This is a genomic window from Psittacicella melopsittaci, assembly GCF_003585925.1.
Taxonomy (GTDB): Bacteria; Pseudomonadota; Gammaproteobacteria; order Enterobacterales; family Psittacicellaceae; genus Psittacicella; species Psittacicella melopsittaci.
In genome coordinates this window covers 20,796-45,047 of sequence record NZ_NRJH01000030.1, presented here as the reverse complement: position 1 = coordinate 45,047, position 24,252 = coordinate 20,796, and the positions used below count along the sequence as shown (strand labels likewise).

Here is a 24,252-nt window from a genome sequence, read left to right as displayed (position 1 = left end):
GATGAATTTCTAAACAATTCCCATGAAGATAAAATCAGTAATTAAGAAATTATTTTATGCAGGTTTAACTGCAGGTACTATAGGTGCCGCAGGTTTAGTCGGTTTTTACTCTTACCTCGCAACTGACTTACCTGACGTAAGATCATTTACTCCAACCTTCTCGGAGCCTTTACGAGTATATGATCGTAATGGAGATCTTATTGCTTCTTACGGGGCAGAACGTCGTATTACTTTAACTTACGATCAGTTTCCTAAAGTTTTACGTGATGCCGTAGTGGCAATCGAAGACCGCCGTTTCTATGAGCACGGTGGGATAGACCCACGTAGTATTGCCCGTGCTGCTTTTGTTCTTGTTACGACAGGACACAAGTCACAAGGGGCTTCAACTATTACGCAACAATTAGCGCGTAACTTCTTCTTAAGCTCGAAAAAAGAATTTATTCGTAAATTTAAAGAGATGATTCTTGCGGTGCGCATGGAACGTAGCATGACTAAAGAAGAAATCTTAGCTGCTTATATGAATAAAATTTACCTCGGACATAGATCTTATGGTTTTGCCGAAGCAGCACGAACTTATTTTAATAAAAATGTAGATGATCTGACTTTACCAGAAGCAGCTCTTCTAGCGGGGATTCAACAAGCTCCTTCGCAATTAAACCCTATTGCCAGTTTAGAAAGAGCTACAGCACGTCGTAATCAAGTATTAGCCGCTATGCTCAGCACTAATAGTATTACTCAAGCAGAATATGATGAGGCAGTAAAAACTCCAGTAGTTGTTAACCCAGGACGCGTGGACAACCAGGGCGTAGGTTATGTCTCTGAAATGGTACGTCAAGCTCTGTACAACAAATATGGAGAAAAAGCTTATACCCAAGGCTTTAAAGTTTACACCACCGTAGACAACCAACTCCAAAGAGAAGCTACGCTTGCTTTACGTAACAATCTTATTGCTTTTGATCAACGTAAAGGTTGGCGTGAAAAAGACAATGAACGCTTTTTATACTCAGGGAATCAAGAGCTCGTAGAGTATCGTGATGCTCAGCATCTAGTGCTAAAAGTTAAAGAAGCGAACGGAAGAGAAAGCCAAAGAATTATTACTTTAACTGACTTAATTAACCGCTTTAAGCTTTCAGGCTTTGCTACTTCTTACGAACCTTTAGTGCCAGTGGTGGTATTAAGTGTAAGTAAAGAACAAGCCCAAGTAGTTGATATTAACGGTAACATTATGCCGTTACCTTTAAGCAGTATGAGTTGGGCAGGTAAGTATATTAATGCCGACCGTAAAGGGGCTGCTCCTAAGGATGTAAATGAACTCCTTCGTATAGGGCAAGTAGTTTATGTAGAAACTAAATTAGGTAATACAGGCATGGTTGCCGAGTTACGTCAAATTCCTAATGTAAACTCAGGCTTAATTAGCTTAAACTCAACTGACGGTGCTATTGAAGCTATGGTGGGTGGTTTTTCTTACAGTATATCTAAGTTTAACCGTGCGACCCAAGCTACCGTACAAGTAGGTTCTTCATTTAAACCTTTCCTATATGCGGCCGCTTTTGAGAAGTTTTCGCCAATGAGCAACCGTGCTCTCAGCTGGGGTACGGTAATGCGTGATGAGCCTATTGCCATTCGTGATAATGACAAAATCTGGAAACCTAAAAATTCAGGTGATGTTTATAAAGGGGATATTACCTTACGTCAAGCTTTTGCTGAATCACGTAACATTATTGCCGTGAAGTTAATGCAACAAGTTGGTACCTACTATATGTCAAGATTCTTACAACGTCTTGGCTTCCAACAAAATACATTTATGCCAACTTTATCTCTAGCTTTAGGTACGGCTAACTTTACCCCACTAGAAATGGCACGTGCTTATGCTGCTTTTGATAATGGTGGTTTCTTAATTAACCCTTACCTGATTACCAAAATTGAAGATAATGATGGTACGGTAATTTATCAAGCTAACCCATTAGTAGCTTGTACGGCTAATAGCGATGAATGTAATAGCATAGCTCCGTTAGATCCAATTACCGATAATACGGAAATGCAAAGTGCTTCTAACGCTAACCTCATAGATCTTGATCTTAATAACCAAAACTTAGGTGCTTCAGAAGATCTAGATGACTTAATTCGCCAAAATACGCAAACTCGTAGTGTGGATCAAAGTCAAGCTGCTACAGCTACAGACGCAGGTCTAGTAGATGATGCCCAAGCAAGTCAAAATAACCGCTATGCTCCGCGTGTTTTAAGTGCAGATGTAGCTTGGTTAATGTGGTCTGGTTTAAACTCAAATATCTATGGTCGCCCAGGTTTCTACTATGGTACGGGGGCACGAGCTGCACAAGAGCTTAAAGCCAAAGATATTGGCGGTAAAACAGGGACAACCAATGACTCTAAATCGGCATGGTTTGTGGGTTATGCCAATAAATATGTAACAGCAACCTTTGTTGCTTATGACAATGCTACTACTCTAGGACGTCGTGAGTTCGGGGGCGGTTCGGCTCTTTCGAACTGGATTGCTTTTGAAAAACTGCAATTAGCTCAGGTTTCTCAACCATGGATGCGTCCTATGCCAAATTCTCTTCAAGGTTATTTAATCAATGCCCAAGGTTATTCGGTTTCATCTGGAGGTTATACTGAATTCTATCCGATTCCTCTAGTGCCACCAACACAACCGCAAGGGACAGATTTAGACTTAAACTCTGAAGAAAATGGTATTTTCTAAAAGCTATGACCCGAGAAAATTCTCGGGTCTATTTTTTGCTATAATAAGAGACAAAACTTAAGGATATAATGCATGAATAAAAATACCGATTTAGGACCAATTTTTCCTCCTGAGTTTGATCTCAGTCGTGAGGGAGATCAACAAGTCTATCATGATGATTACCGTCAACGTGAACGTGAGGTAGAAGCTTTTGCTTTAGTGCCTTTTAGCAACAATGCCATTACTTTAAAAGCAAGCTTAGAATCACTTGCTCAAGTAATTAAACAAGGAGTTCTACTTTACCCAGAACTTCCTCCGCAAGTTGCCGCTGATCAAAGTATTGCCATAGCTACCGAGTTTGTGGCAAATAATCCAGGTTATAAACTGGTGAAATATCCAACTCCAGTGCTTTTACCTACTAATCCTTGGCTCGAACAAAACTTCTATGCTGGAGGCGTTTCCTTATACTGGCTTTACCATGAGTTTTTAAACTATGGCTTGACCAATTTAAAGTTTCTTTTTGATACGCTTGAAGTAAACGATAAAGCTTGGCTCTTTATTGCTCAACCTGATACTATTTACTTACCTGAGCAACTCCAAGCTCTATTAAGTGAGGCAGGCGAGCAAAATCTAAATTATGATGCCTTTGCTTACCAGACCCAAGCTCTAGTGGTCGATCATCAGAGTCTTTTCCGCAATAAAGGTAAAATTAGAAGCTTTTTAGCTCGCGTAGGTTTAGACGGTAATGAAGAAGTTCATTATCCCGATGTCGTAAGTAAAGCCTCTTTACGCGAACTTACGAGCCCTGGCTTTTTAGCTCCTCTTGCCTATTTAGTGCGTTGGCGTAATTTAAAACACTTTACCTACCAACTAGATAAACAAGAAGATGAGCAAATTAAAGGCAGTCTGGGCATTGAATTTGCTCCACGGAGTCAAGTATACCCAGAGAGCAAAGCGCTAGGCTATAGTTTTCCTTATGAAAGCCAGATAGTTTACCATGGCTATACTAGCAAAGAATTAAATAACTTTTATCAAGACTTAGCTCCAAGTGAGGTAAAACTTGCCGAGCATTTAAGTAAATTTACTTATCCAATTGTTAATCGCCTTCTTAAACATCCGCAACGTCAATTTGACTGGAATAATTGCGATTATCAAGAGTTAAATAAACAAGGGATTTATCGTGTTGAAGAATGGCTTAAAGGCTTTAACTTGCGTTTAGAGCAAGGAGATTTATCTCAAGATGATAAGTACAATTTACGAGCTCAAGCAGATATTTTACAAGCGTTTTTCAATCTGTATAAAGTTTTTCCTACGGGAGCATAATATTTTAGGGGAAGAGAATGGCTAAGTATGTAATCGGCGATATTCACGGTTGTGCTGATGAATTTGCTCAATTATTAGAAAAAATAAACTTTAATCCCGATCGCGATCAATTATATTTAGTTGGCGATCTGGTAGGACGCGGTCCTAAACCTAAAGAAGTTCTAGATTTAGCTATAGCTTCTCAGGCGAAAGCGGTTTTAGGTAATTACGATTTACACTTTTTAAGTTGTTTATATGGGGCTCGCACTGCTAAGCCCGAAGACAACTTTGAGCCATTGCTGAGTTTAAGTGAGCAAGAGAAAGCTTACTATGCTAAATGGCTCCAAGAGCAAGGTTTTGTGCGCGAGGAAGAAGGCTTTTATCTCGTGCATGCCGCTCTAGAACCAAGCTGGACACCCGAACAAATTAGCCTCTATGGACAAAAAGCGCAAGAGTATTTTGCGAGCTGGGATGAGGCAGAGTTTAAGCGCGTGTTTGGTAATAAACGCTTTATCGATACTTTAAGTGAACTTAGCTATACAGATAAAAATGATATAGCTTTACGTCAGTTTTTAGAAAGCATGCTCATGTTTACTATTTGTCGTTATCGCGCTTTTACTTTACCTGAACAAGATTCGATTCTTGTTCCCCCTAATGCCAAAAGCGTGGTCGAGCAAGTGGGCGTAGATAAGTTAAATCGTCTTCAACCTTCACTGTTAATTAAAGACTTTAGTAAACCTTATTATGATCTTAATGTCTCGCTTAAATGTAAGCCTGAGCCTAAGCGTGAAGAAGGTTTATATCCTTGGTTTGATTTTGTCCAAGCGAAAAAGGAATTATTTAAAGACCATAAGCGAGCAATTTATGGTAATGCCAACTTTAATTTTCTTGGCTTTAAAAAGCCAATTTACTTTGGGCATTGGTCATTTTGTAATGGGGTAGAGTTAGTACCAGGAGTAATTTGTACCGATACTTCATGTGTGTATGGCGGACGTTTAAGTGCGTATAAACTGCCAGAATTTGCTGTAAACATGCAAGATGAAGCCTTTTTACTCAAACTAGCTCAACCTTATGCTTGGGTAGAGAAAATTAACTAGTATGACAAAATATCTTATTGGCGATGTGCATGGCTGTGCCCAAGAGATGTATCAGCTTCTTGCGGAAGTAGACTTTAATCCAAGTAAAGATGAACTCTACTTTATTGGCGATTTAGGTTGTCGAGGGACGCAAACTTTAGAAGTTTTAAAGTATGCAGAAAAAAATGCCGCAGGAATAGTCTTAGGCAATAATGACTTGCGCGTCGTTTGTTTGGTGCATCAAGGTTTACCTACAATACCAGGCGATAACCTTGAAGAACTTTTAGCTTTACCTCGTGCCAAACAGCATTTTTATACCGATTGGTTGCTCGAACAACCTTTAATTATTAGTCACGAGGCTTTTCATTTGGTGCATGCTGCCTTGGATCCACGTTGGACCCCCGAGCAAATGCAAAGTCTTAATGCTCAAGCTATGCACTTTTTACAAAGCTTAAATCACCAACAACGAGGCTATTATTTGGGCTATAAATACTTTGCCCATACTTTGGCTGACTTAGGTCGAGCAGCTAAAGAAAACAGACCTCTAACTGGAAGTTGGCAAGAGGATCAAGAGCTCCGAACTTTTGCCGAATTTATGCTAACTACCACCGTAGCAAGGCATCGCCAAATTCGCACCCCTGAGCAAGAAGCAATTATCGCTCCGCAAGGTAGCTTGGCTCTCTGGCAAGATTTAGCAGGGAAAGTGCAATCTTGTTGCTTAAATGATTTTGGGCAAAGCTATGTAGATTTTAATCAAAAGCTAGTGCTCGAGCCTGTTTTAGATAAGCAAGAGAAAATTTTTCCTTGGTATGAATTTGCCCAATTTAAAGATGCTGAGCAGGTTAATTTAAACTTTATTGGCTTTGATCGTCCTGTTTATTTTGGGCATTGGCAACAAGCTTATTTTGCTGGAACTCCCGAAGGTATCATAGCTACAGATACTGGATGTGCCGAAGGCAAGTATTTAAGCATTTTTGCTTTACCTGAAACTAAGGCAAAAGTTAACCCTCAACCTCTAGTTCAAGTCGAGAAAAAGAGCCGTTAACTGGGCTTTTGCCTCAAACTTTACCCTAATAATTTTGTCTAAAAATAAGCATGTTCTTTTTGTCTCTTCTCTTTAATTTAAAGAGAAGAGTCCCTATCTTTATAACTAAATAAGACTCTTTTTTAGTTATCTTTTCTTTTTACGGTTTTAAGTCATTTATGAAATTTTTCCGAATTAATTCTGCTAAACCTTGGCTCACACTGGCAGGAGCTTTAGTGAGTTTACCAAGTTTAGCTGAGGATTATGTTGTTGAACGTGATGGTTTAATCATTACCTACAGCGAGCAAGGAACTAAATTTACTGCAGCTTCGAGTAATTTACCAGCTCCTGTACTCAATAACGGCTTTAATGCAGTTACGGCATTAAGCTTATATATCTCACAAAATGATATTCGCCATATAGGTTTAACGGATTATCCGCAAACTTATAAATTTGTTAACCAGGTTTTTGATGCTCTTAAAGCTTGTCAAGTTAACTATCAAACTGATAGTGAGGTAAACGCAAATAGTTCAAGAGGCGTGCGTAATCTTACTTATGCCCAAGTGCAAGAAGTAGAGCAACAAGCAAGTCAAGGTAATTACAACAACCTCTATCAAGCTTTAAATCTGTTAGGTAATACTCTAGATGTACCACAGCTCAGCAGTTATGTAAATCAACCTTGTGTGATTAAGCAATTAAGCCAAGGTGAGCCTATAGATTATGTTGCTTTTAATGCCGAGCAACAAAAAGCTCCTAATGTTCTGCAAGTATTAAGAGCTTATTATCGTTCTCTTTTTGCGAACTACTATACCCCTGCTCCGCAAAAGCAACAAACTCCGCCATTGATTTTTACTAACAAGGGATCGCAAGCAGTTAATGAGCATGAGTTTAGTAATAAAAGCTTACTTAACTCGCAAAATAGTTTTAGCATAGAAACTGGTGACTTTACTACCCAAGTTTATGGTTTTGGTTCGCAAGCCGAACAAGCTGCTTTAGCCAATAACCTTTATGCTCAAGTAGGGGAAAATGTTGCTAATGCTATACGTACGATTACGCAAGTAAATGCGGATGGTTCTTTACGTCATCTGTTTACGGTAAACAAGCTCGTAACTAGTGCAGTACAAGCTTATGGCTTTTACAATGCTAATGTAGAAGTGCAACCTGAGGGCGAGAAAAAGTTTGTTGTGCGCGTTACTCTAGGTGAACCTGTGCGCTTAACCGATGCTTCGCAAATTATTATTCGTGGGCAAGGCTCGGGCTTATCAACCCTATATACTATTGCCCAAAAAATTACTCCAGCAGGTAGTGTATTTAAATCTAGTGACTATACGCAAGTAAAAGATGATCTTCTGGCAGCAGCCCAAGATGCAGGTTATTTAGATGCTCAATATAAGGTTTCGCAAGTATTAGTTAACCGCGAGGCAAATATTGCCCGTTGGAACTTAGATTTAGAAACAGGAACCCGTTACCATATTAATTCGATTAATATTATTGGCGGTCCATTAGATCCACGTTTAACCTACTATATGACTAATTTAAGCGTAGGTGAAGACTACTCCGAAGAAAAGGTGAGTCGCTCTATTGCTTATTTACAAGCTTCACGTAACTTTGATACGGTGGATTTAAGTAGCCAAGTAAACCGCGAAAATCGTTCTGTAGATCTGACCTATACTTTAACTAATGGTAAACCTAATAGTTTAGAATGGTCAAATGGTTATGATACTACCGAAGGTTTACGTACTTCGGTTTACTATGATCGTTATTATGTTAACCGTTGGGGTGGAAGTATAGGTTCCAATGCTTATCTTTCGCGTTTAACGCAAAGATTTGAGACCTATTACCGTCATCCATATCTCTATAGTCCGCTCACCAAATACTTTACCTTTGGTTTTTATGTTGAACGAGCTTATCAAACGCGTTTACTTTACTATAGCCGTTCGGCAGTTGCTTATATGAACTATGTACGCGTTCCTTTCCAAAACTGGAGCTTTACAGGTACTTTGTATCTGCGTAAAGATTTATGGCAAGAGCTCGGCTATAATCGTAATCAAGGTTTAGCCTATAGTGAGTTTATTTTTGCTCGTTCAGGGACTACGACCGATCTATCGCTTACCCTGCGTACTACTTTTGGTTTAGGTAGACTTTTATCAGGGGGAGTAAGCTATAACGCTTATATTCTCAAAGCCCGTCATACGTTTACCCTGACAGAAAAAAATGACCTCGTAGTAGGCTTAAGATTAGGGAGAATTGATTCGAATCGCTTCCGTGACATAGCTCCGTCCTTACGCTTTTACTCGGGTGGTATGAACTCTATTCGTGGTTATGGCTATCAATCGATTTCTTCTTACAAAGGGGATGCCGATATAGGGGCTAATAAACAAATGGAAGTGACTTTAGAGTTCTTACATTCGCTCGGCAATAACCTCAAAGCAGCTGTGTTTGTTGATGGTGGGGATTCGTCTGACACCGTAAGTATTAAAAACATGAAAGATTGGTACTATGGAGCTGGGGTAGGGGTGAGATATTATCTCCCAGTGGGCTATGCAAGCTTTGATATAGCTTATCCGCTCGAACCTGGTTTCCAATGGAGTAAAATAGCTTTCTATATAAATATTAATGCCTCTTTCTAGTTATGCGACTAAAAAAACTATTTAAATATACGGGCATAGGTCTAGGTGCTCTGGTGGGGGTAGCAACTGTTGCCTTCACCAGCGTGTGGTTTTCCTCAGCTTTAACTGGCAAGGTTTTAAATTTTGTTAGTAGCAAGGTACCTGGACTAAGTTGGGAAAAAGTAGAGGGAAGTTTTTCCTCGGGTGTCCGGATTACAAATTTACATTACATTTCCCAAAACTATAAATATAATCCTGCTGTAACTGCCATGCCAGAACAGCAAGAGGATCAAGAAGTACCTACTCTAGTAGATGTAAAAGTGGGCTATGCCACTTTACATCTTGGTTTAGGTTGTTTAGTGCGTCAGCAATTTTGTTTAGATAATGTAACTCTTGATAATACGCAAGTTACTATAGCCACAGGGGATAAAAATAAACTCGATCCACAAGAGCTTTTATATGGTAACTCGGCATTACAAACTATTGCTAGTGCGGACTTAGTGAACCCAGCTCCCGAAGAAGAGTCAAGTGGCGGTCCGCCTGAGTGGTTAGATGTAGTTTTACAGCAAGCTAAAATTACTAATCTGCAAGTGGTAGTGGGAAAAAACATTGGGATTTACCAATACCAACTTAACCAAAGTTCAGAGGCAAGTAGTTATAAACCTGTTATTGCCAATCTAGGTATAAGCACTTATCCAAGTTCGGTATTTAATCCTTACTTGGCAGATCCTATGCTAATTAACTTGGATAGTTTAACTGCCGATGCCGTACGCTATCGTCCTCATGCCTATGATTTAGGTGATGTTAGCTTAGGTAAACTAAGTTATTTGCAGTATCAAGAGCAAGCCCAAACTCAAGAGGTGCCAACTGATGTAGCTCAGCAACAAGAACCTGCCCAAGCTACGCCAGCAAGACAAAAAAATCTGACCTTAAGAGGCAAGGCTTTACCGCCTGAAGTGCAAGAGTTTATTAAAAAATACTTCAATTTACAAGAAGGTAGCTTTAGTCAGGCTTTTGCTCAAATAGATCAAGCTTTTTCTTTACAGTACAAAGAAGATGATAATAATTTTGCGATAAGCTTACCTGCTTTAGCTAAAGATGAAGAACTCGAGCAAGAAAGTGAAAGTCAAACTTTAGAAACTACAAGTCTAGATCAAGCCCAAAAAGAACAACTTTGGCGTAGTTTAACAGGGTACACAGGCGAGTTTAACTTTGTTGAGGCAAGTGGTGAAGGTAAAGACAGCTCAGCTTCGCAAGTGAGTAAACAAATAACCAAGAGCTTTAACTTCTTCCAAACGCCATTAAGAGATTACTATCTTACTAATACTCAGTTAAATTTACCTCTTGAACTGACAACACAAAATGTAAAAGTTGGACAAGTGGATGTAGGGTTTCAGAGTTATAAAGCAGAAGGTAAAGAAGTTAACTTGTTAACTCCAGATAATTTTGCTCTTAACTCAATTAGTATTGATGGCAATCTTACTCCTGAATCAAGCAACTTTAAAATGCAAGTTGCAGGTGATGTGGAGTTAAATGCTCAAGTAGACTTTTTAGCTCGCACTAGTGACACTAATGTGCAACTAGCAGTTAAAATCCACAAGTTACCCCTAGTAACTCTGCCTCTTGCCGTAGATGCTAAAGTAAGCATTACGGGTAAAGCCTACTCGGCACTTGAAATCCAAGCGACTAACCAGGGAGAAAACGCTAATCTAGCTCTAAACTTAAGTCTAGATACTGGACGAGCTTACTGGCCTTTAACTTTAGATGCTAAACTGCAAGACTTTAAAGTAAATGAGCAAACGCAAATTAATAACTTTAGCTTAACGGCTCAAGGTCGCGTAAATAATCTTGAAGCTAAATTACAAACAGCAGTGCTGTATAACCAGCAAAACTATAACTTTAGTGCTAATTTAGTTAATGTACGCAATAAATTTGCTACCGAGCTCGTTTTTGTTAAAGAAAACAAAACTAAACTCGAGCCTCTAGCTCATGCTTATTTACAGTTTGATTATAAAGATCAATTAGTACTCCAAGGCTTAATTCGAGCGCAAAATCTAAAAGTACAAGATTTTGCCAGCCTAGGCTCAATTAAAGATTTAACCTTCTCAGGAAACTTTAGTCTAGGAGGAGTGTACAACTCGCAACAAGACTGGAGTATTTTCTTTAAGCAAGCTCAGTTCCAAGGTACTTTAGATAAGCAAGCATTTAATGGTAATCTGCTCTTAGGTGTAGACTCAGTACACGGTATAGTGGCACAAAATATTAGTGCCGATTACTTAAAAAATCACCTTAAAATCCAAGGGCAAGTAAACAGTAATTCAAACTTAAACATTGAAGCTTCGTTAGTTAATCTTGCTAAATTAGTTCCTGGCTTACAAATTAATTCTAATCTTGCCTTAAATTTAGGAGGAAATATTCATACTCCTAAAGTCGCAGGAAAAATTAATGTTCCTTACATTAATTATCAAGCTGCGGGGACTAAGGTAAATATTAATAATCTGGTCGCAGATCTAGATTTAGCTATGGATCAAAGCCTCACAGGTAATAGCCAAATTACTTTAGCTAAATCGCAAATTAATGACTTTGTTATTAATCACGCTAAAGTAACCTATGCTGGCGAACCAGATAATTTAATTACTATTGATTTTTCCTCTAATCAGGCTGTGTTAATTTCGGATATAAGTAACTTTACTCTAGATAATACAGGTAACCTTACTGCCCAAATTAACCTCAAACGCTTAGATTTAGTAGCTGCCCAATTAACTGGATTTAAAACCTCAGCAGGAGACATAAATCTAAGATATAACACCAGAGAAAAATCTCTTTATGTGCAACCATTTGAAATAAGTAATAATCAGTTTAACTTAACTAACGAACAAGAGTTAGTTTATACTGCCGAAAAAATTACGGGGCAATTATCTACCAATGTTAATTTAGCTCTGCTTAATCCTATGTTAAGAGAACAAAAAATCTTCTTACGTGGTGATGTTAAAGCTACAGCAAACTTTGCGTTAGATCCGCAAGATCTGGGCGGAGCTAACTCAGTACTTAAGGTTAATCTTGCTTCAGAGCGTGTAGATTATAATCAGCTAATAGATGTAAAACCATTTAGTGTTTCTCTCTATCAGCTAGATTTAACCTCTGAACTACAAAGTGACAAGCTTTTAACTAATGGTAGTTTACAAGTTAACCGTCAAGGTAATGTTGCCCTGAATGTTGTCGTTGACAAGCTCTTTAGTGAGCAAAGACTTTCGGGTTCTTTAACGCTTGACCAGTTAAGTTTAAACGTAATTAAACCTTTACTTGATAATACCCAAAGAGTAACAGGAGTACTTTACTCTAACTTACAATTTGGTGGGACTTTACGTCAACCTCTCCTCTATGGGCAAGCAGGGGCTTCGAGCCTTAATGTTGACATGGTGGACTTACCTTTCCCAATTGTTAATGGTGACCTAGTTCTGAGTTTTGATGGTAAGGGTGTGGACATTCTCGGTAACTTACCAACTGACTCAACGCCAATTAGCATTAACGGTAAAGCAGGTTGGGATACCGTTGACAAGTTAAACTCAAATATTACAATTAATGCCCAAAACCTAAAAGCTAAACTTTTAGACTATGGCGTGGCTTTAATTGACGCTGATATTACCGCTGACTTTGTTAATAATTTCCTAACCGTTGAGGGAACCGCTCGCGTCCACGATGGTAATTTAACTGTGCCTTCTTCTGATAGTGTAAGCTACCAAGGACCTACAGGCGATGTAGTTTTTGTTACTAATGAACAACTTATAGATACGCAAATTGTTGATAATCGTGCCTTACCAAGTAATTTACTTGCTAAGCTTAATGTAACTCTAGGCGATAATTTAGTTTTTGATGCCTATGGAGTTAATGCTCATCTTGTAGGTAATCTCGAAGTTACTTATACAGATACCGCAAGTATTATTGGTAATATCAATATTGAAAATGGTACGTTTCGTCAATATGGACAAAACCTCTTAGTGCAACGTGGGGAAGTGACCTTTAATGGTTTATCCCTAATTCCAAATGTCTATATTCGTGCTATTCGTGATCCAGACTATATGATGGATAATGTAACTGTAGGGGTACAAGTACAAGGTTTAGCAACCAAACCTACGATCACTTTCTTCTCTACGCCTTCTTCGTTAACGCAAAACCAAAAAATTAACTATCTGTTAACAGGATCGGCAAGTGATTCAGATGATGATGGTGTAGGTTTACAATTATTTACCTCGTCTTTAACTTCTTCGATTAGCCTCTTTGAAAAAATTGGTAATGCCTTTGGCATAAAAAATACCCAAGTTTCAACATCGGGCTCGGGAGAAAATTCCAAAGTAACCATTTCTGGTACAGTATTTAATAAAGTACGTCTTAACTATGCATATGGTTTATTTGACGGCTTAAATACAATTAGTGCCTCTTATCGTTTATTCCCGAAAGTATTCTTACGAGTATCGCGAGGAGTAAGCTCGGCTGCCGATGTGGTTTACTCGACAACCTGGTAATTTAGATAAATCCAAGCTCAGGCTTGGATTTATTTTTATAGTCTAAATAATAATTGTTATTTTATATTCTAAATAATAACAATTCTCATTTAGAATAGTGTTATAATAGTTATAGGTTACATAAAACGGCTGGAGTATTTAATAAAGGACAAGGTTATTACTTATTTCCAGATTTTTTCAAACCTTAAACTCAATATAAAATAAAATGAAGATTAAATTTGCTTATATCCTCCTTGCCTTATTTACGGCATTTACTTTTAGTACTCAAGCTTTAGCTCTGCGTGTAGTTACTACTTTTACGGTTTTAGCTGATATTACCAAAAACATAGCTGGTGACTATGCTCAAGTTGAATCTTTAACGCCAATTGGGGCAGAAATTCATGAATATGAACCTACTTCGCGTGATTTAGTAAGATTAAATCGTTCAGATTTAATTATTACTAATGGCTTAGGTTTAGAAAAATGGTTTGCTCGTTTCTATCAAAGAGCAAAAGATATTCCAGTGGTAGTTGCTTCTGAAGGCGTACAACCTTCTTTAATTAATGACGGTCCTTACGCTGGGCTACCTAACCCGCATGGTTGGATGTCATTAACTAATGCTTATATTTATGTAGAGAACATTAAAAACGCTCTGATTAAATATGATCCAGCAAACAAAGCAGGTTACGAAGCTAATGCAGCAGCTTATATTGCAAAACTAAATAAAATGGAAAGTGATGTACGTACTTTTGTGCAACAAAACAATCTTGAAGGCGTATACTTAATCACTTCTGAATCTGCCTTTTCTTATCTTGCAAGGGATATAGGTTTTAAATATGATTCTATTTGGCCTGTAAACGCTGAAGACGTAGGTACGCCAGCACAAATTACGCGTATTATTAATCTAGTGCGTGATAACAACATTAAAGTTGTATTCTCTGGATCAACCATGGATCTCAAACCTATGCAAGTGGTTATGAAAGAAACTGGAGCTCAGTTTGGGGGCTACATTTACGTAGATACTTTAACTGATGTTGATGGTCCAGTACCTACTTATTTAGATATGTTACAAAAAACGGTTTACACTATTGTAGATGGTTATAATAAAACTTTAACTAAATAAACAAACAAAAAAAAAGAGATGTCGATATTTTGACATCTCTTTTTTATTTTATTTGTTTTCAGGAAAAAGATCTTGCGCCGTAGTTTCGAGATCCTCAAGATCATCGGCAGGCGGAGGCTCGGGAGCTGTATAATTGCTTGTTTCTTTAGTTTGTTGGGCAAGAATACGTTCGGCACTTTGTTTAGCTTGAGCTTGATTGAGGTTATCGGTCGCTTGACGCGAAGCTTGAGCTAATTCCTCAAACTCACCCCCTTCTAAAGCAAAAGGTTCGATTGTTAAACCAGAATTACCTTCGCTCAGGCGGTCGTTAATCAGTTGATTTTGTTGAATAAAATCATCTGGTAAAACATAGCTATATAAACAATAAGTGCGACCAAAATAGTTACGTAATTCCCCTTCGAATTTAGCGTTTAATTTAACCGCTACATTACGCGAAGAAGTATTTTCTTTATCTATGTAGATGGCAAATCTTTGCACATTATCATGGGTATAGGTAATGGCACATAAAGCTTGTGCTGACTCATGAATAAAGTTACGTCCTGTTGCCTCTTCAAATAAATAGTAACCTAATTCGGCATTACCTACTTTAACTCCAGGAGCAAATTTTAACTGTAGAGAAATACAACCGACGATGGCATTTTTAAATTTATCTACATTTGCTCGAATAGCATAAACTCGCTCACTACCATTGCGATAGTTAGCCTCGCATTTTTCAATATACTGGCTAAACAATTCCTTATTAGTATTGCGTGCCCAAGGTAAAAATTTGGCAAAGAACTCAAGGTTTTCTTTTACCTTTGGCCACATTTGTTTAGCATGTTCGAGAGTTATAGGTTCGAGAGTTAAAGTTGGACTTACGAGAATCTCGCCATTCTCACGCAATGCAGGATAGGAAATAGAAGAAAGAAATTCTTTCATAGATTAATCCTTAAAAGATCGGCTAACCTTTATACTTGTCAATTACTTTAGTAATGGTGTGGCTAGCCACATTTTTTTCCACATAGGCTTTACCTAGGTGGGCAAAGAGTACTAAAACTATTTGGTTAGCAAGGTTTTTCTTATCGCGAGCCATGTATTTTAAAAAGTGCTCACTGTTCATATTATCAGGAATATGAATAGGTAATTTAGCTCGTTTAAGAAGCATTTTTACTTTTTCAAGGTCACCATGAGTAAAGTTTAACTCAACTGGAGCTTGGTGATTTTGATTAATTAGCTCTAAAGTGGTCAGACCAGCCAGCACCATACCCGTACTTATAGCTTCGCCATGGAGCCAATTACCATAGCCTTGATGAGCTTCAATAGCATGGCCATAAGTGTGACCGAGATTTAACAGAGCTCTTACCCCTGCTTCTTTTTCGTCCTCGGCTACTACCTTAGCTTTAAATTCGCAACAACGACGGATAGTATAAGCTAAAGTATTGAGATCCTTGTCGAGGAGGCGATCGAGGTTTACTTCTAAATAATCAATAAACTCAGAAGAGAAGATAAAACCATACTTAATAACTTCGGCAAGTCCTGCCGAAAGCTCGCGATTAGGCAGAGTTTTTAATACCTCAAGGTCAACTAAAACATTAACAGGTTGGTGAAAAGCACCAATCATGTTTTTGCCTAGTTTATGGTTAATTGCCGTTTTACCCCCAATAGATGAATCTACTTGAGCTAATAGGGTAGTAGGAATTTGGAGAAAATCTACTCCACGTTGGTAAGTAGCAGCGGCATAGCCAGCTAAATCACCAATTACTCCACCCCCTAAGGCAATAATTAGCGAACGACGCGAATAATTATGCTCAAGTAAGCTAGTATAAATTTGTTCAAGGTAAGGAGCTGTTTTAGCTTCTTCACTGTCAATTACTTCAACTACATTGAGCTTAGCACACATTTGTCCTAAGCCAAGTAATAGAGTTTGTAAATGATACTTAGCTACTGTCGGATTAGTAACAATTAACACTTCGCGGTCTTGGCAATAGGGTTCAAGGTACTTACTATCGGAAAGTAAATTACTCCCAATTAAAATATCGTAGGATTTGTTATCAGGTAGGTCTACATGTACCTGATCTAAAAGTCTTGATATGGTCATAATTTTGTTATCTTAAAGCAAATGTATTTAAATATATTTTACTACTTTTATTAGCTTTCTGTATAATTTGTTTTCCTTTCGGTATAATATACGGGAAAAGATTTATCTAGTTAGGAGAAGAGGTATGGGTTTAACAAAACTATTTCGTTTAACTTTAATAGCAGGCTCTTTGTTTGCTACTAGTAGTTGGGCACAAGGTTTAGCTTTTAATCCCGAATCTAACTATGTGATTAAGACTTATCTCTATCAAAACAAACTTGTAGAGGTAAGAGCTTATGAAAACATCCCTTATGTAACTAATCCTGTTAAACAAGAATATCAAGTTTTAAATATTTATATTCCCGTAAGCTATTTTAATGCCAATGAAATTAATGGTTATAGTAAAACGACAGCACCAATTCTACTTTTAAATAGCATGGATGATTTTACTGCCGTAAAACCTCAAGAGCTTCCAGGTAAAGTAAATACTCCCCAGGGTAAACAAATTGCTCCAGCGACTCAAGAGCAAGCAGTAACTACTTCTTCATCTACAGGTGAGGAGCAGGCAAAGCAACCTGAGTTTAAGTTACCTTTAGATAGTCGAGGCTTAATTATTCTCGGCAATCAGTATAATCTTACTTTAGATACAAGTCGAAGTACGCGCCAAGAAGTAGCAACGCAAATTGGTAATCTGGTGCAAACAGCTCGCGATGGTATAGCGGCTATAGGTAGTAAAGTAACTTCGGGGGTAGAAAATGTGCGTCGTAGCCTCAGCCAAAGTGAAGAGCAACTTGGGCAAGTAGTAGAAGGCGAAGACAGCCTGCAAAATACGCCAACTCCTGAGCCTGAAACTAGTTTACCAGAAAATGGTGAGCATTTTATTGCTCAGGCTTTAGATCGAGGCTATATAGTTGTAAGTGTAGGCTTACGAGGCAGTGATAGCCAAAGCCAAGGCGAATATGTGGGCAAAAATTTTGCTCCTTTAATTGATGCCAAGGCTGCGGTGAAATACTTACATTTTAACCAAAAACAAATTCCTGGTGACAAAGAACGCATTATTGCGGTAGCGAGTCATGGGGGTGCAACTATTGCCAGTTTACTGGGCGTAAGTTCGGATGATCAAGCTTACGCTAGTCAATTCGAGCAACTGGGAGCAGCCCAAGCTCCAAGTAGTATTCTGGGCGTAGCCTTATATGCTCCTTATCTGAATTTAGAGCATGCAGATATGGCATATGAATGGGGCTTTAGTAGTGTGCAAGAACAACAAAATCGTCCTCTCCCTGGGCTAATTGGTTTAAGTCGAGCTCAAGAGTTTACCCCTGCTCAACGTCAAGTAAGTAAAGAGTTGCAAGAACAATTTATTGCCTATCTCAACTCTTTAGCTTTACAGGATAGCAAGGGCAAGCCATATCAACTCAACAGTGACGGTAATGGTTCATTCCGCACTCTAGTAGAACAGTATATAGTGCAAGCTGCTAATGAAGCAATTAAGCAAGATCCTGAGTTTGATTTTAGTTGGTATCCATGGTTAGTTGTGCAGCAAAATCAAGCAACGGCAATTCATATTTTTGCTTATCAACAAGAGGTAGGACGTGCAAACTTCCCGCAATCTTTTGATAAGGCAAATTTAAGTTCGCCATATAATCGCTTTTTTGGTGATCACAAGGAAAATGCTCGCCATTTTACCAACTTTGCTCAAGTGGCAAACCAACCCCAACTTAATGCGCCAAGCGAGCTAGTGCAAGGGTTAAATCCAAGCTTTTACCTAGAAAAACAAGCACCAGCGAGCAAGTACTGGTGGATACGTCATGGCACTTTTGATAATTATTTCCCGCTAGCTCTACCAATAATTTTTGCTCAACAGCTCAAACAAAATAAAGCTGAGGTTGACTTTAAACTAGCTTGGAACCAGGCATCTTTTACTTATTATAATGTTCCCGAGCTTTTTGCTTGGATCGAGCAAATTAGTAAGCCTTCGTTCTTAGAACGCACAGGAGCTGCGGTAAAAGATTCGATTAATCGTTTAGGTAATGCTATTTCGCCAGGCAATGCAAATTCGCCAAGCAATGAAAATGCAAATCCTGAACAAGAGAAAGAAAAATAAATATCCAACCTAAAAAAAGCACCCCAGGGGTGCTTTTTTTAACTGGTAAAATGTTCAAATTTAAGACTCGAAGCAGCTTGTTGCGCTAGTTCGGCATTTTGCGTTCTCTCATAGAGATGCTCATAGATATACTCTTCGAGATTAACAGGCTGGTTATTTTGATAATAGGTTATTGGAGCTTGATTTTCTTTGCTCTCAACAATAGTCCCGATTTGCTGAATCATTTCGAGTAAGCCAGCTTGGGTAATTACTTGGGTAAATTCTTCTGCCTTGCTTTCGGGTACGGTAAAGAGAATCTGATAATCTTCGCCTCCTTTAAGTGCCATTATCGAAGCAGGGAAAAGTAAAATTTGCTCTGGATCAGTAAGTTGCTCTAGGGGCTCTAAATAAGGATGAGCAGGAAGAGCATCTAAATCTAATTGAGCATGTACCTGACTGGCATTAAGAATATGGCGTAAATCACTATAAAGACCGTCAGAAAGATCCATAGCCGCATTTACATAGCCATGAAAACGCTGAATAAGTTTTACCCAAGTTTGAGGGTGAAGATTTTTTAAAATTAGCGTTTGCGCTAGATCTTGATAAAATGCTTGCTCGGCAGGGCTAGGATTTTTTTCTTGCATAAAGCAAGTATAGTCAGTATTGCTACTTTGAATAAGAGGAAAACGAGCTGACTGATAAATACTTTGACTACTAATTCCTACTTCTAAAGCAGGCCCAAAAGCGGTTAGCGAGCTTGTATAATTAGCAAAGGCTTTGTTATGCATGGCTTCAAGAAGCTTAAAGCCCGCATAGGCACCTCCAAGAGTACCTGTAACATAGATTCGATCGCCAACCTTAGCTCCCGCTCGGGTAAAGGCTTTACCTTGATCAACCGTACCTTGGGCTGTCATGGTAATTGAGGGCTCAGAGCCTTGCACTGTATCTCCACCAATAAGTTTGACATTATAGGTATTTAGAGCATCAAAAATCCCAGCACTAAAGGCTTCGAGCCAAGTGGGATGAGCTTGAGGTAAAGTTAGTGCCAGACTTAACCAAGTAGGTATGCCCCCACAACTAACTATATCAGAAAGATTAGTAATTACACTTTTATAGCCCAGATCATAGGGGTGAATTTCAGGATAAAAGTGTGAACCTTGTACCATGGTATCGGTGGTTACCAGCAGATCATAGCCAGGTTGAATTTGTAAAACCGCACAGTCATCACCTATAGTAATTACTTCGTTTACTTGCTGGTGAGCGTTAGTTTGCCCTTGGGCAAAATACCTAGTTGGGGTTGCTTGAGCAAAATATTGTTTGATAAGAGCAAATTCACTAAGTGCCATAAATTTTTCTCCAAAAGAAAAGTCCTAGAGGCATGCCTCTAAGACTTTAACGTAAATTAGAATAATAATCTAACTTTTACTGTACCTGGGATATCACGTAGTTCAGAGGCAAGTTCACCTACAGTTTTACTATCTGTGTTTACATCTATAACCACATAACCAATATTTGCGTTAGTACTTAAAAATTGCCCCGCAATGTTAATGTTGTTTTTCACAAACACCTGGTTAATTGCATTAAGTACGCCTGGTTTATTGTGGTGAATATGGAGTAAACGAATTGCATTTGAGTGTTCTGGCAGAGTTACTTCTGGGAAGTTTACTGCAGTAGCGGTTGAACCATTGTCTGAGTATTTAATAAATTTAGAAGCAACTTCAGCACCTATATTAGCTTGGGCTTCGGCAGTTGAGCCCCCCACGTGCGGAGTAAGAATTACATTATCAAACTCGCGGAGCGGAGAAATAAATTCTTGCCCTGCTCCTTTTGGTTCTTCTGGGAACACATCAAAAGCAGCCCCACGTAATAAACCTGAGCGTAAGTGAGTTACCGCAGCGTCTATATCAACTACTCGACCACGAGCAGCATTGATTAAAACCGCACCATGCTTGAATTTACTTAGCAACTGCTCGTTAATCATATTAATGGTTGACTCGTTTTCAGGTACATGCAGGCTGACAATATCTGCTGTTTTAACAAGTTCTTCGAGCGAACCCACTTGGGTTGCATTACCCATAGGCAGTTTATTCTCAATATCGAAGAAAATAACTTTAAGACCTATAGCTTCTGCTAAAACTGAAAGTTGACTTCCTATGTGCCCATAACCAATAATCCCGAGAGTTTTACCTCTAACTTCGTTGGCATTAGAAGCTGATTTATTCCAAACGCCACGGTGCACTTCAGCATTAGCCTGAGCGAGGTTACGGTACAGAAGAAGCATTTCCCCTAATACCATTTCTGCTACCGAACGAGTATTACTAAATGGAGCATTAAAAACTACCACGCCGAGTTCGGCTGCTGCTTCTAAGTCTACTTGGTTAGTACCTATGCAAAAACAACCTATAGCAATAAGTTTTTCGGCATGAGCTAACACCTCACGGGTTAAATGGGTACGCGAGCGAATCCCAATAAAATGAGCATCTTTAATAGCTGCTAAAAGTTCTTCACCTTCAAGAGCTTTTTTATGATAGTCAATATTGTAATAACCCGCATTGTTTAAAGTTTCTAGGGTAAGAGGGTCAACTCCTTCTAGAAGGACAAATTTGATTTTATTTTTATCAAGAGATACTTTGCTCATGGTTTAGACTCCGTTTAGGAAGACATTATTTTAAGTAGGTTACATAATCATCGAGGTATTTGCTCGCTTTTTTATCTTCTTTTTCTTTGCGTTCTTTAGCTGTACCCGATAGTAAAAGAGCAACAATTTGGTCATCTGCTTCACAGTTAAAGTATTGGCGCATTGCTGTACCTTGTACCCATTTAGCAGTAATCCACACATTATCATAGCCCATAGCATTAGCTGCTAACTGGATTGCATAGGTAGCACAGCCTGCAGTTACCACTTGTTCCCACACAGGTACTTTTTTATGGTTTGGGTCTACTTTAGCAACAACTGCAATAACTTGCGGGGCACGTTTAGCAAATTTTTGTGCTTTTTCAACAAATTTTTCTGGTAAATCTAGTTCACGACAGCAGTCTAGCATTAGCTCGGAAAGCTTTTGCATTTGCTCTTCACCTTCGAGAACGTAAAAGTGATAAGGTTTTAAAGTCGCGTGATCTGGCACACGCAATGCCGCCCTAAACATTTGCGTTAATTCTTCTTTATTTGGGGCTGGAGCAACAAGTTTTTTTTCTGAGAATCGATTTTGTAAGAGGCTTAAAGCTTCCATGCAAATTCCTTAAATTATTTTATTAGAGAGGAGAGGATAATTTTCCCTATTCTATTATATTAGAAGCGCGTTAAATTTTTGTGACTTTTACTAATATTCGAGCAAAGTCTCGTGCTTAATGGTAAAATATTTGCCAAGCAAAACTAGCAAAGAAATCAGCTTATGCAAAACATTGAAAGCTATAATCTTTTGGTGGCTGGGGCAATTGCTTTTAAACAGCAACGCCATAAACTTGCTTTAACTTATGATTTAGAAAAAGATTTAACTCTCGAAGAATTAGACAAGACCTTTCCTAATCTCGAGCAAATGTTAAGCTTAGATGTGGAGCAAGATGCCGAACAAGTAGTAGCTACCTATAAAAAAATTATTAATTATCCTTGGCTCGAGGCAAGCCAAGAAAACGTTGAAGCTTATAAACTTGACTTACGTCAAATGGTAAAAATTCGCCGGCAAAAAATGGCAAATCTTACCCAAGTAAGTAATTTAGATTTTTACGTCGATAAGTTTTTTGATTATCTGGTTCAAGGTGACACTATTCTAGCCGATTTACGTCGTCACTTAGTGAGTTATAAACTTGCCGATCAAGATAAAGAGTTAAAAAACTCTTATATTCGTCTTGCTCTTAAGCACAATGGGGTAAGAAAAAAGATTTTAGCCGAGGTAGAAGATTTAGATTTATCTACAGGCTACAGCCCAGCTCAACTAGAACAATTATTTGCTCAAGTGAGCCAAACGCCAGTTATTCAGGAAGTTGGTCCTAATAGTGGACGCATGTTTGAGTTACAAAGTCTAGCTCAAAGTGATCGTCGCTTTTTAGACCAAATTAAACGTGAGGCAGTAAAAGGAAGCGACAATAAAGTCGACTTTGAGTTTGAAATAGGCGGTAAAGACTATTATCTTCTTGATACCGAGCTCCCTTCTTTAATGTATGCCTACCCTAATAGTAGTTATCTTAAAGAAGCTCTAGATCAACTTGAGGAACCTTTAAGTAAAGACGATTATAAAATCGCCAGTACTTGTCTAACTGCCCATACAATTGACTATGTTTACAATAAGCGTAAAAAAGACCACGAGCAAATTCTCAGTTGTGCTAGTCGTTTTGAGCAATATGTAAATCTCACTAATGCTCCGCTGTTAATTCGTGCTTATATTGGTTTACTAAATACCCAAGAGTTTACCGAACTGCGAGCAGTTTTAGATAAGTTCTTCCCTGAGATTAACTTTACTTTTGCCAGCCTCTATCAAGCTATTTATAGTCAATTAAGAGCATTTATTGTCCTAAGTAAAAAAGCTAAAATAAGTGCACGCGTAAGAAGTCAGGTTAAATTAGAAACCGAAGATCCAGTTTTTAATGCGATCAATAAAAGTGTAGCAGTTACGCAAAACTTTCAGCAAAGATATAAAGTAATTTACAATTTACTTTACTCGATTTTTGCTGAACAAAGCCAAGAGTATGATCAACACCTTAAAGATCTAGCTCAAGGCTTACAAGGCAAGGCAAGTCAATATGGGCTTTCGCCTCTAGCCACAAGTTATGCTCAAGTGCTGTATGGAGAAAACTACACAGAACGGGCTGGTTATATAGCTTTATACCTTGCCCAAAAAGGTGAGTATCCTACGCACAATTTAATTAAGCTCCTTATTAGCCAAGGTTATCGCGTTGCTTTACCTGTGATGCGTAAAAACTGGGTAATGGTTTTTGCTCCTGTGCGTTCGCTTGACTATAATGACCCACGTTATTACCAAAAAAATAAGTATGGTTTAATAGAGCCAGTAATTGGTGGGGATAACCCTCTGGTGCATAACTCAGATTTACTCGTTGTAGCTACCCCTGTAGTTGCGTTTGATAAGCAATTTAACCGTATAGGTATGGGCGGTGGTTATTATGACAAGCTTTTTGCTTACTATACCAAAGTTAATCTCAATGTATTACCAGACGGTATTCTTGGCGTTAATAGTCCGATTACGCCTGACTTTGTTGGCTTAGCTCATGCTTGGCAAGAAGTACCTTATTGTTACCCTCATCAAGGAGATTTAGTGCTTAATTCATTAATTATTAATGACTTAAGTCCAATAACAGCAACTGAAGCCTTTAAAATTTCGTTCCAAGATAAGGGCATTCTCAGTGCTTACCTTGATTTAGCTAAACAATATAAGTACTATAAAGAAGCGAGAACTAATAAAGCTCGTATTAAACAAAGTATTGTCGTAGATCCTCAATTGTCTCAAGCTTATCTCGATAACTTTAGAAGCGAAAATGAAGCTTATCAAGAGAATCTTGAACGCCTCAGTCAAGCTTATGCTCAAGAATATGAGCTTGTTGATCCTTATTGTCATAAAGTAAGTGTTCGTCCGCAAACAGCATATCTTGAAAGCGAGGATCAGAGTTAATTAACTAAAATAAAAGTCCGCAACTTGTTAGTTACGGACTTTATTTTTTGTTGTATTTTTATTTTCTTTGCTTTGGCTTTTGCTTTTTTTTGCTTTGGCTTTTGCTTTTTTTTGCTTTGGCTTTTGCTTTTTTTGCTACTTTTTATTTCTTTTTTGCT

14 protein-coding genes are annotated in these 24,252 nt (G+C 38.3%); 9 read left to right on the top strand and 5 right to left on the bottom strand.

Annotated features, from left to right (window positions below; translation table 11 throughout):
- The first annotated feature begins 22 nt into the window (after positions 1-22).
- From CJP74_RS03815 to CJP74_RS03785, 7 genes are all read left to right on the top strand, one after another.
- On the top strand, positions 23-2,719 hold the full coding sequence (locus CJP74_RS03815; protein ID WP_119496939.1) for a penicillin-binding protein 1A: 2,697 nt from the start codon (positions 23-25) through the stop codon (positions 2,717-2,719).
- Positions 2,720-2,791: 72 nt separating this feature from the next.
- Entirely contained in the window at positions 2,792-4,021 is a 1,230-nt protein-coding gene (locus CJP74_RS03810; RefSeq protein ID WP_119496938.1) for a hypothetical protein, read from the top strand.
- A gap of 17 nt (positions 4,022-4,038) precedes the next feature.
- Complete coding sequence (locus tag CJP74_RS03805) at positions 4,039-5,097, top strand: metallophosphoesterase (RefSeq protein WP_119496937.1); 1,059 nt, start codon at positions 4,039-4,041, stop codon at positions 5,095-5,097.
- A 1-nt stretch (position 5,098) separates the two neighbouring features.
- On the top strand, positions 5,099-6,121 hold the full coding sequence (locus CJP74_RS03800) for a metallophosphoesterase (RefSeq protein WP_119496936.1): 1,023 nt from the start codon (positions 5,099-5,101) through the stop codon (positions 6,119-6,121).
- Positions 6,122-6,279: 158 nt separating this feature from the next.
- Entirely contained in the window at positions 6,280-8,730 is a 2,451-nt protein-coding gene (locus CJP74_RS03795; protein ID WP_119496935.1) for an autotransporter assembly complex protein TamA, read from the top strand.
- A 2-nt stretch (positions 8,731-8,732) separates the two neighbouring features.
- The gene (locus tag CJP74_RS03790; RefSeq protein ID WP_119496934.1) at positions 8,733-13,232 is read left to right on the top strand and encodes a translocation/assembly module TamB domain-containing protein; all 4,500 of its coding nucleotides are present in this window, start codon (positions 8,733-8,735) and stop codon (positions 13,230-13,232) included.
- Positions 13,233-13,437: 205 nt separating this feature from the next.
- The gene (locus tag CJP74_RS03785; protein WP_119496933.1) at positions 13,438-14,334 is read left to right on the top strand and encodes a metal ABC transporter solute-binding protein, Zn/Mn family; all 897 of its coding nucleotides are present in this window, start codon (positions 13,438-13,440) and stop codon (positions 14,332-14,334) included.
- Positions 14,335-14,382: 48 nt separating this feature from the next.
- On the opposite strand, the gene CJP74_RS03780 is transcribed toward CJP74_RS03785, so the two are convergent.
- Together CJP74_RS03780 and aroB are read right to left on the bottom strand one after the other, a co-directional pair.
- Positions 14,383-15,252 (bottom strand): GNAT family N-acetyltransferase, encoded by an 870-nt coding sequence (locus CJP74_RS03780; RefSeq protein WP_119496932.1) that lies wholly within the window; start codon positions 15,250-15,252, stop codon positions 14,383-14,385.
- A 22-nt stretch (positions 15,253-15,274) separates the two neighbouring features.
- On the bottom strand, positions 15,275-16,411 hold the full coding sequence (aroB, locus tag CJP74_RS03775; protein ID WP_119496931.1) for a 3-dehydroquinate synthase: 1,137 nt from the start codon (positions 16,409-16,411) through the stop codon (positions 15,275-15,277).
- Between the two features lie 124 nt (positions 16,412-16,535).
- On the opposite strand from aroB, the gene CJP74_RS03770 reads away from it, so the two are divergent.
- Positions 16,536-18,494 carry a subtype B tannase gene (locus tag CJP74_RS03770; protein WP_119496930.1) on the top strand — a complete coding sequence of 653 codons (1,959 nt, stop codon included), beginning with the start codon at positions 16,536-16,538 and terminating at the stop codon, positions 18,492-18,494.
- A gap of 38 nt (positions 18,495-18,532) precedes the next feature.
- Here CJP74_RS03770 and thiL read toward each other — a convergent pair whose 3' ends face one another.
- From thiL to CJP74_RS03755, 3 genes are read right to left on the bottom strand one after another with little or no spacing between them, the layout of a single operon-like run.
- Entirely contained in the window at positions 18,533-19,819 is a 1,287-nt protein-coding gene (gene thiL, locus CJP74_RS03765; protein WP_119496929.1) for a thiamine-phosphate kinase, read from the bottom strand.
- 56 nt (positions 19,820-19,875) lie between these two features.
- Positions 19,876-21,111: a phosphoglycerate dehydrogenase gene (serA, locus tag CJP74_RS03760; RefSeq protein ID WP_119496928.1), complete on the bottom strand. Its 1,236-nt coding sequence runs from the start codon at positions 21,109-21,111 to the stop codon at positions 19,876-19,878.
- Positions 21,112-21,136: 25 nt separating this feature from the next.
- The gene (locus CJP74_RS03755) at positions 21,137-21,703 is read right to left on the bottom strand and encodes a nitroreductase family protein (protein WP_119496927.1); all 567 of its coding nucleotides are present in this window, start codon (positions 21,701-21,703) and stop codon (positions 21,137-21,139) included.
- A 162-nt stretch (positions 21,704-21,865) separates the two neighbouring features.
- Here CJP74_RS03755 and CJP74_RS03750 point away from each other — a divergent pair, with 162 nt between their 5' ends.
- Entirely contained in the window at positions 21,866-24,094 is a 2,229-nt protein-coding gene (locus tag CJP74_RS03750) for a 5-formyltetrahydrofolate cyclo-ligase (protein ID WP_119496926.1), read from the top strand.
- Positions 24,095-24,252 lie beyond the last annotated feature (158 nt).

What these genes read in the sequence shown, in the direction of transcription:
- CJP74_RS03770 (WP_119496930.1), top strand. Translation starts at nt 16,536, where the DNA reads ATGGGTTTAACAAAACTATTTCGTTTAACTTTAATAGCAGGCTCTTTG.
- CJP74_RS03815 (WP_119496939.1), top strand. Translation starts at nt 23, where the DNA reads ATGAAGATAAAATCAGTAATTAAGAAATTATTTTATGCAGGTTTAACT.
- CJP74_RS03750 (WP_119496926.1), top strand. Translation starts at nt 21,866, where the DNA reads ATGCAAAACATTGAAAGCTATAATCTTTTGGTGGCTGGGGCAATTGCT.
- CJP74_RS03780 (WP_119496932.1), bottom strand. Translation starts at nt 15,252, where the DNA reads ATGAAAGAATTTCTTTCTTCTATTTCCTATCCTGCATTGCGTGAGAAT.
- CJP74_RS03790 (WP_119496934.1), top strand. Translation starts at nt 8,733, where the DNA reads ATGCGACTAAAAAAACTATTTAAATATACGGGCATAGGTCTAGGTGCT.
- serA (WP_119496928.1), bottom strand. Translation starts at nt 21,111, where the DNA reads ATGAGCAAAGTATCTCTTGATAAAAATAAAATCAAATTTGTCCTTCTA.
- CJP74_RS03810 (WP_119496938.1), top strand. Translation starts at nt 2,792, where the DNA reads ATGAATAAAAATACCGATTTAGGACCAATTTTTCCTCCTGAGTTTGAT.
- CJP74_RS03805 (WP_119496937.1), top strand. Translation starts at nt 4,039, where the DNA reads ATGGCTAAGTATGTAATCGGCGATATTCACGGTTGTGCTGATGAATTT.
- CJP74_RS03800 (WP_119496936.1), top strand. Translation starts at nt 5,099, where the DNA reads ATGACAAAATATCTTATTGGCGATGTGCATGGCTGTGCCCAAGAGATG.
- CJP74_RS03755 (WP_119496927.1), bottom strand. Translation starts at nt 21,703, where the DNA reads ATGGAAGCTTTAAGCCTCTTACAAAATCGATTCTCAGAAAAAAAACTT.
- CJP74_RS03785 (WP_119496933.1), top strand. Translation starts at nt 13,438, where the DNA reads ATGAAGATTAAATTTGCTTATATCCTCCTTGCCTTATTTACGGCATTT.
- aroB (WP_119496931.1), bottom strand. Translation starts at nt 16,411, where the DNA reads ATGACCATATCAAGACTTTTAGATCAGGTACATGTAGACCTACCTGAT.
- CJP74_RS03795 (WP_119496935.1), top strand. Translation starts at nt 6,280, where the DNA reads ATGAAATTTTTCCGAATTAATTCTGCTAAACCTTGGCTCACACTGGCA.
- thiL (WP_119496929.1), bottom strand. Translation starts at nt 19,819, where the DNA reads ATGGCACTTAGTGAATTTGCTCTTATCAAACAATATTTTGCTCAAGCA.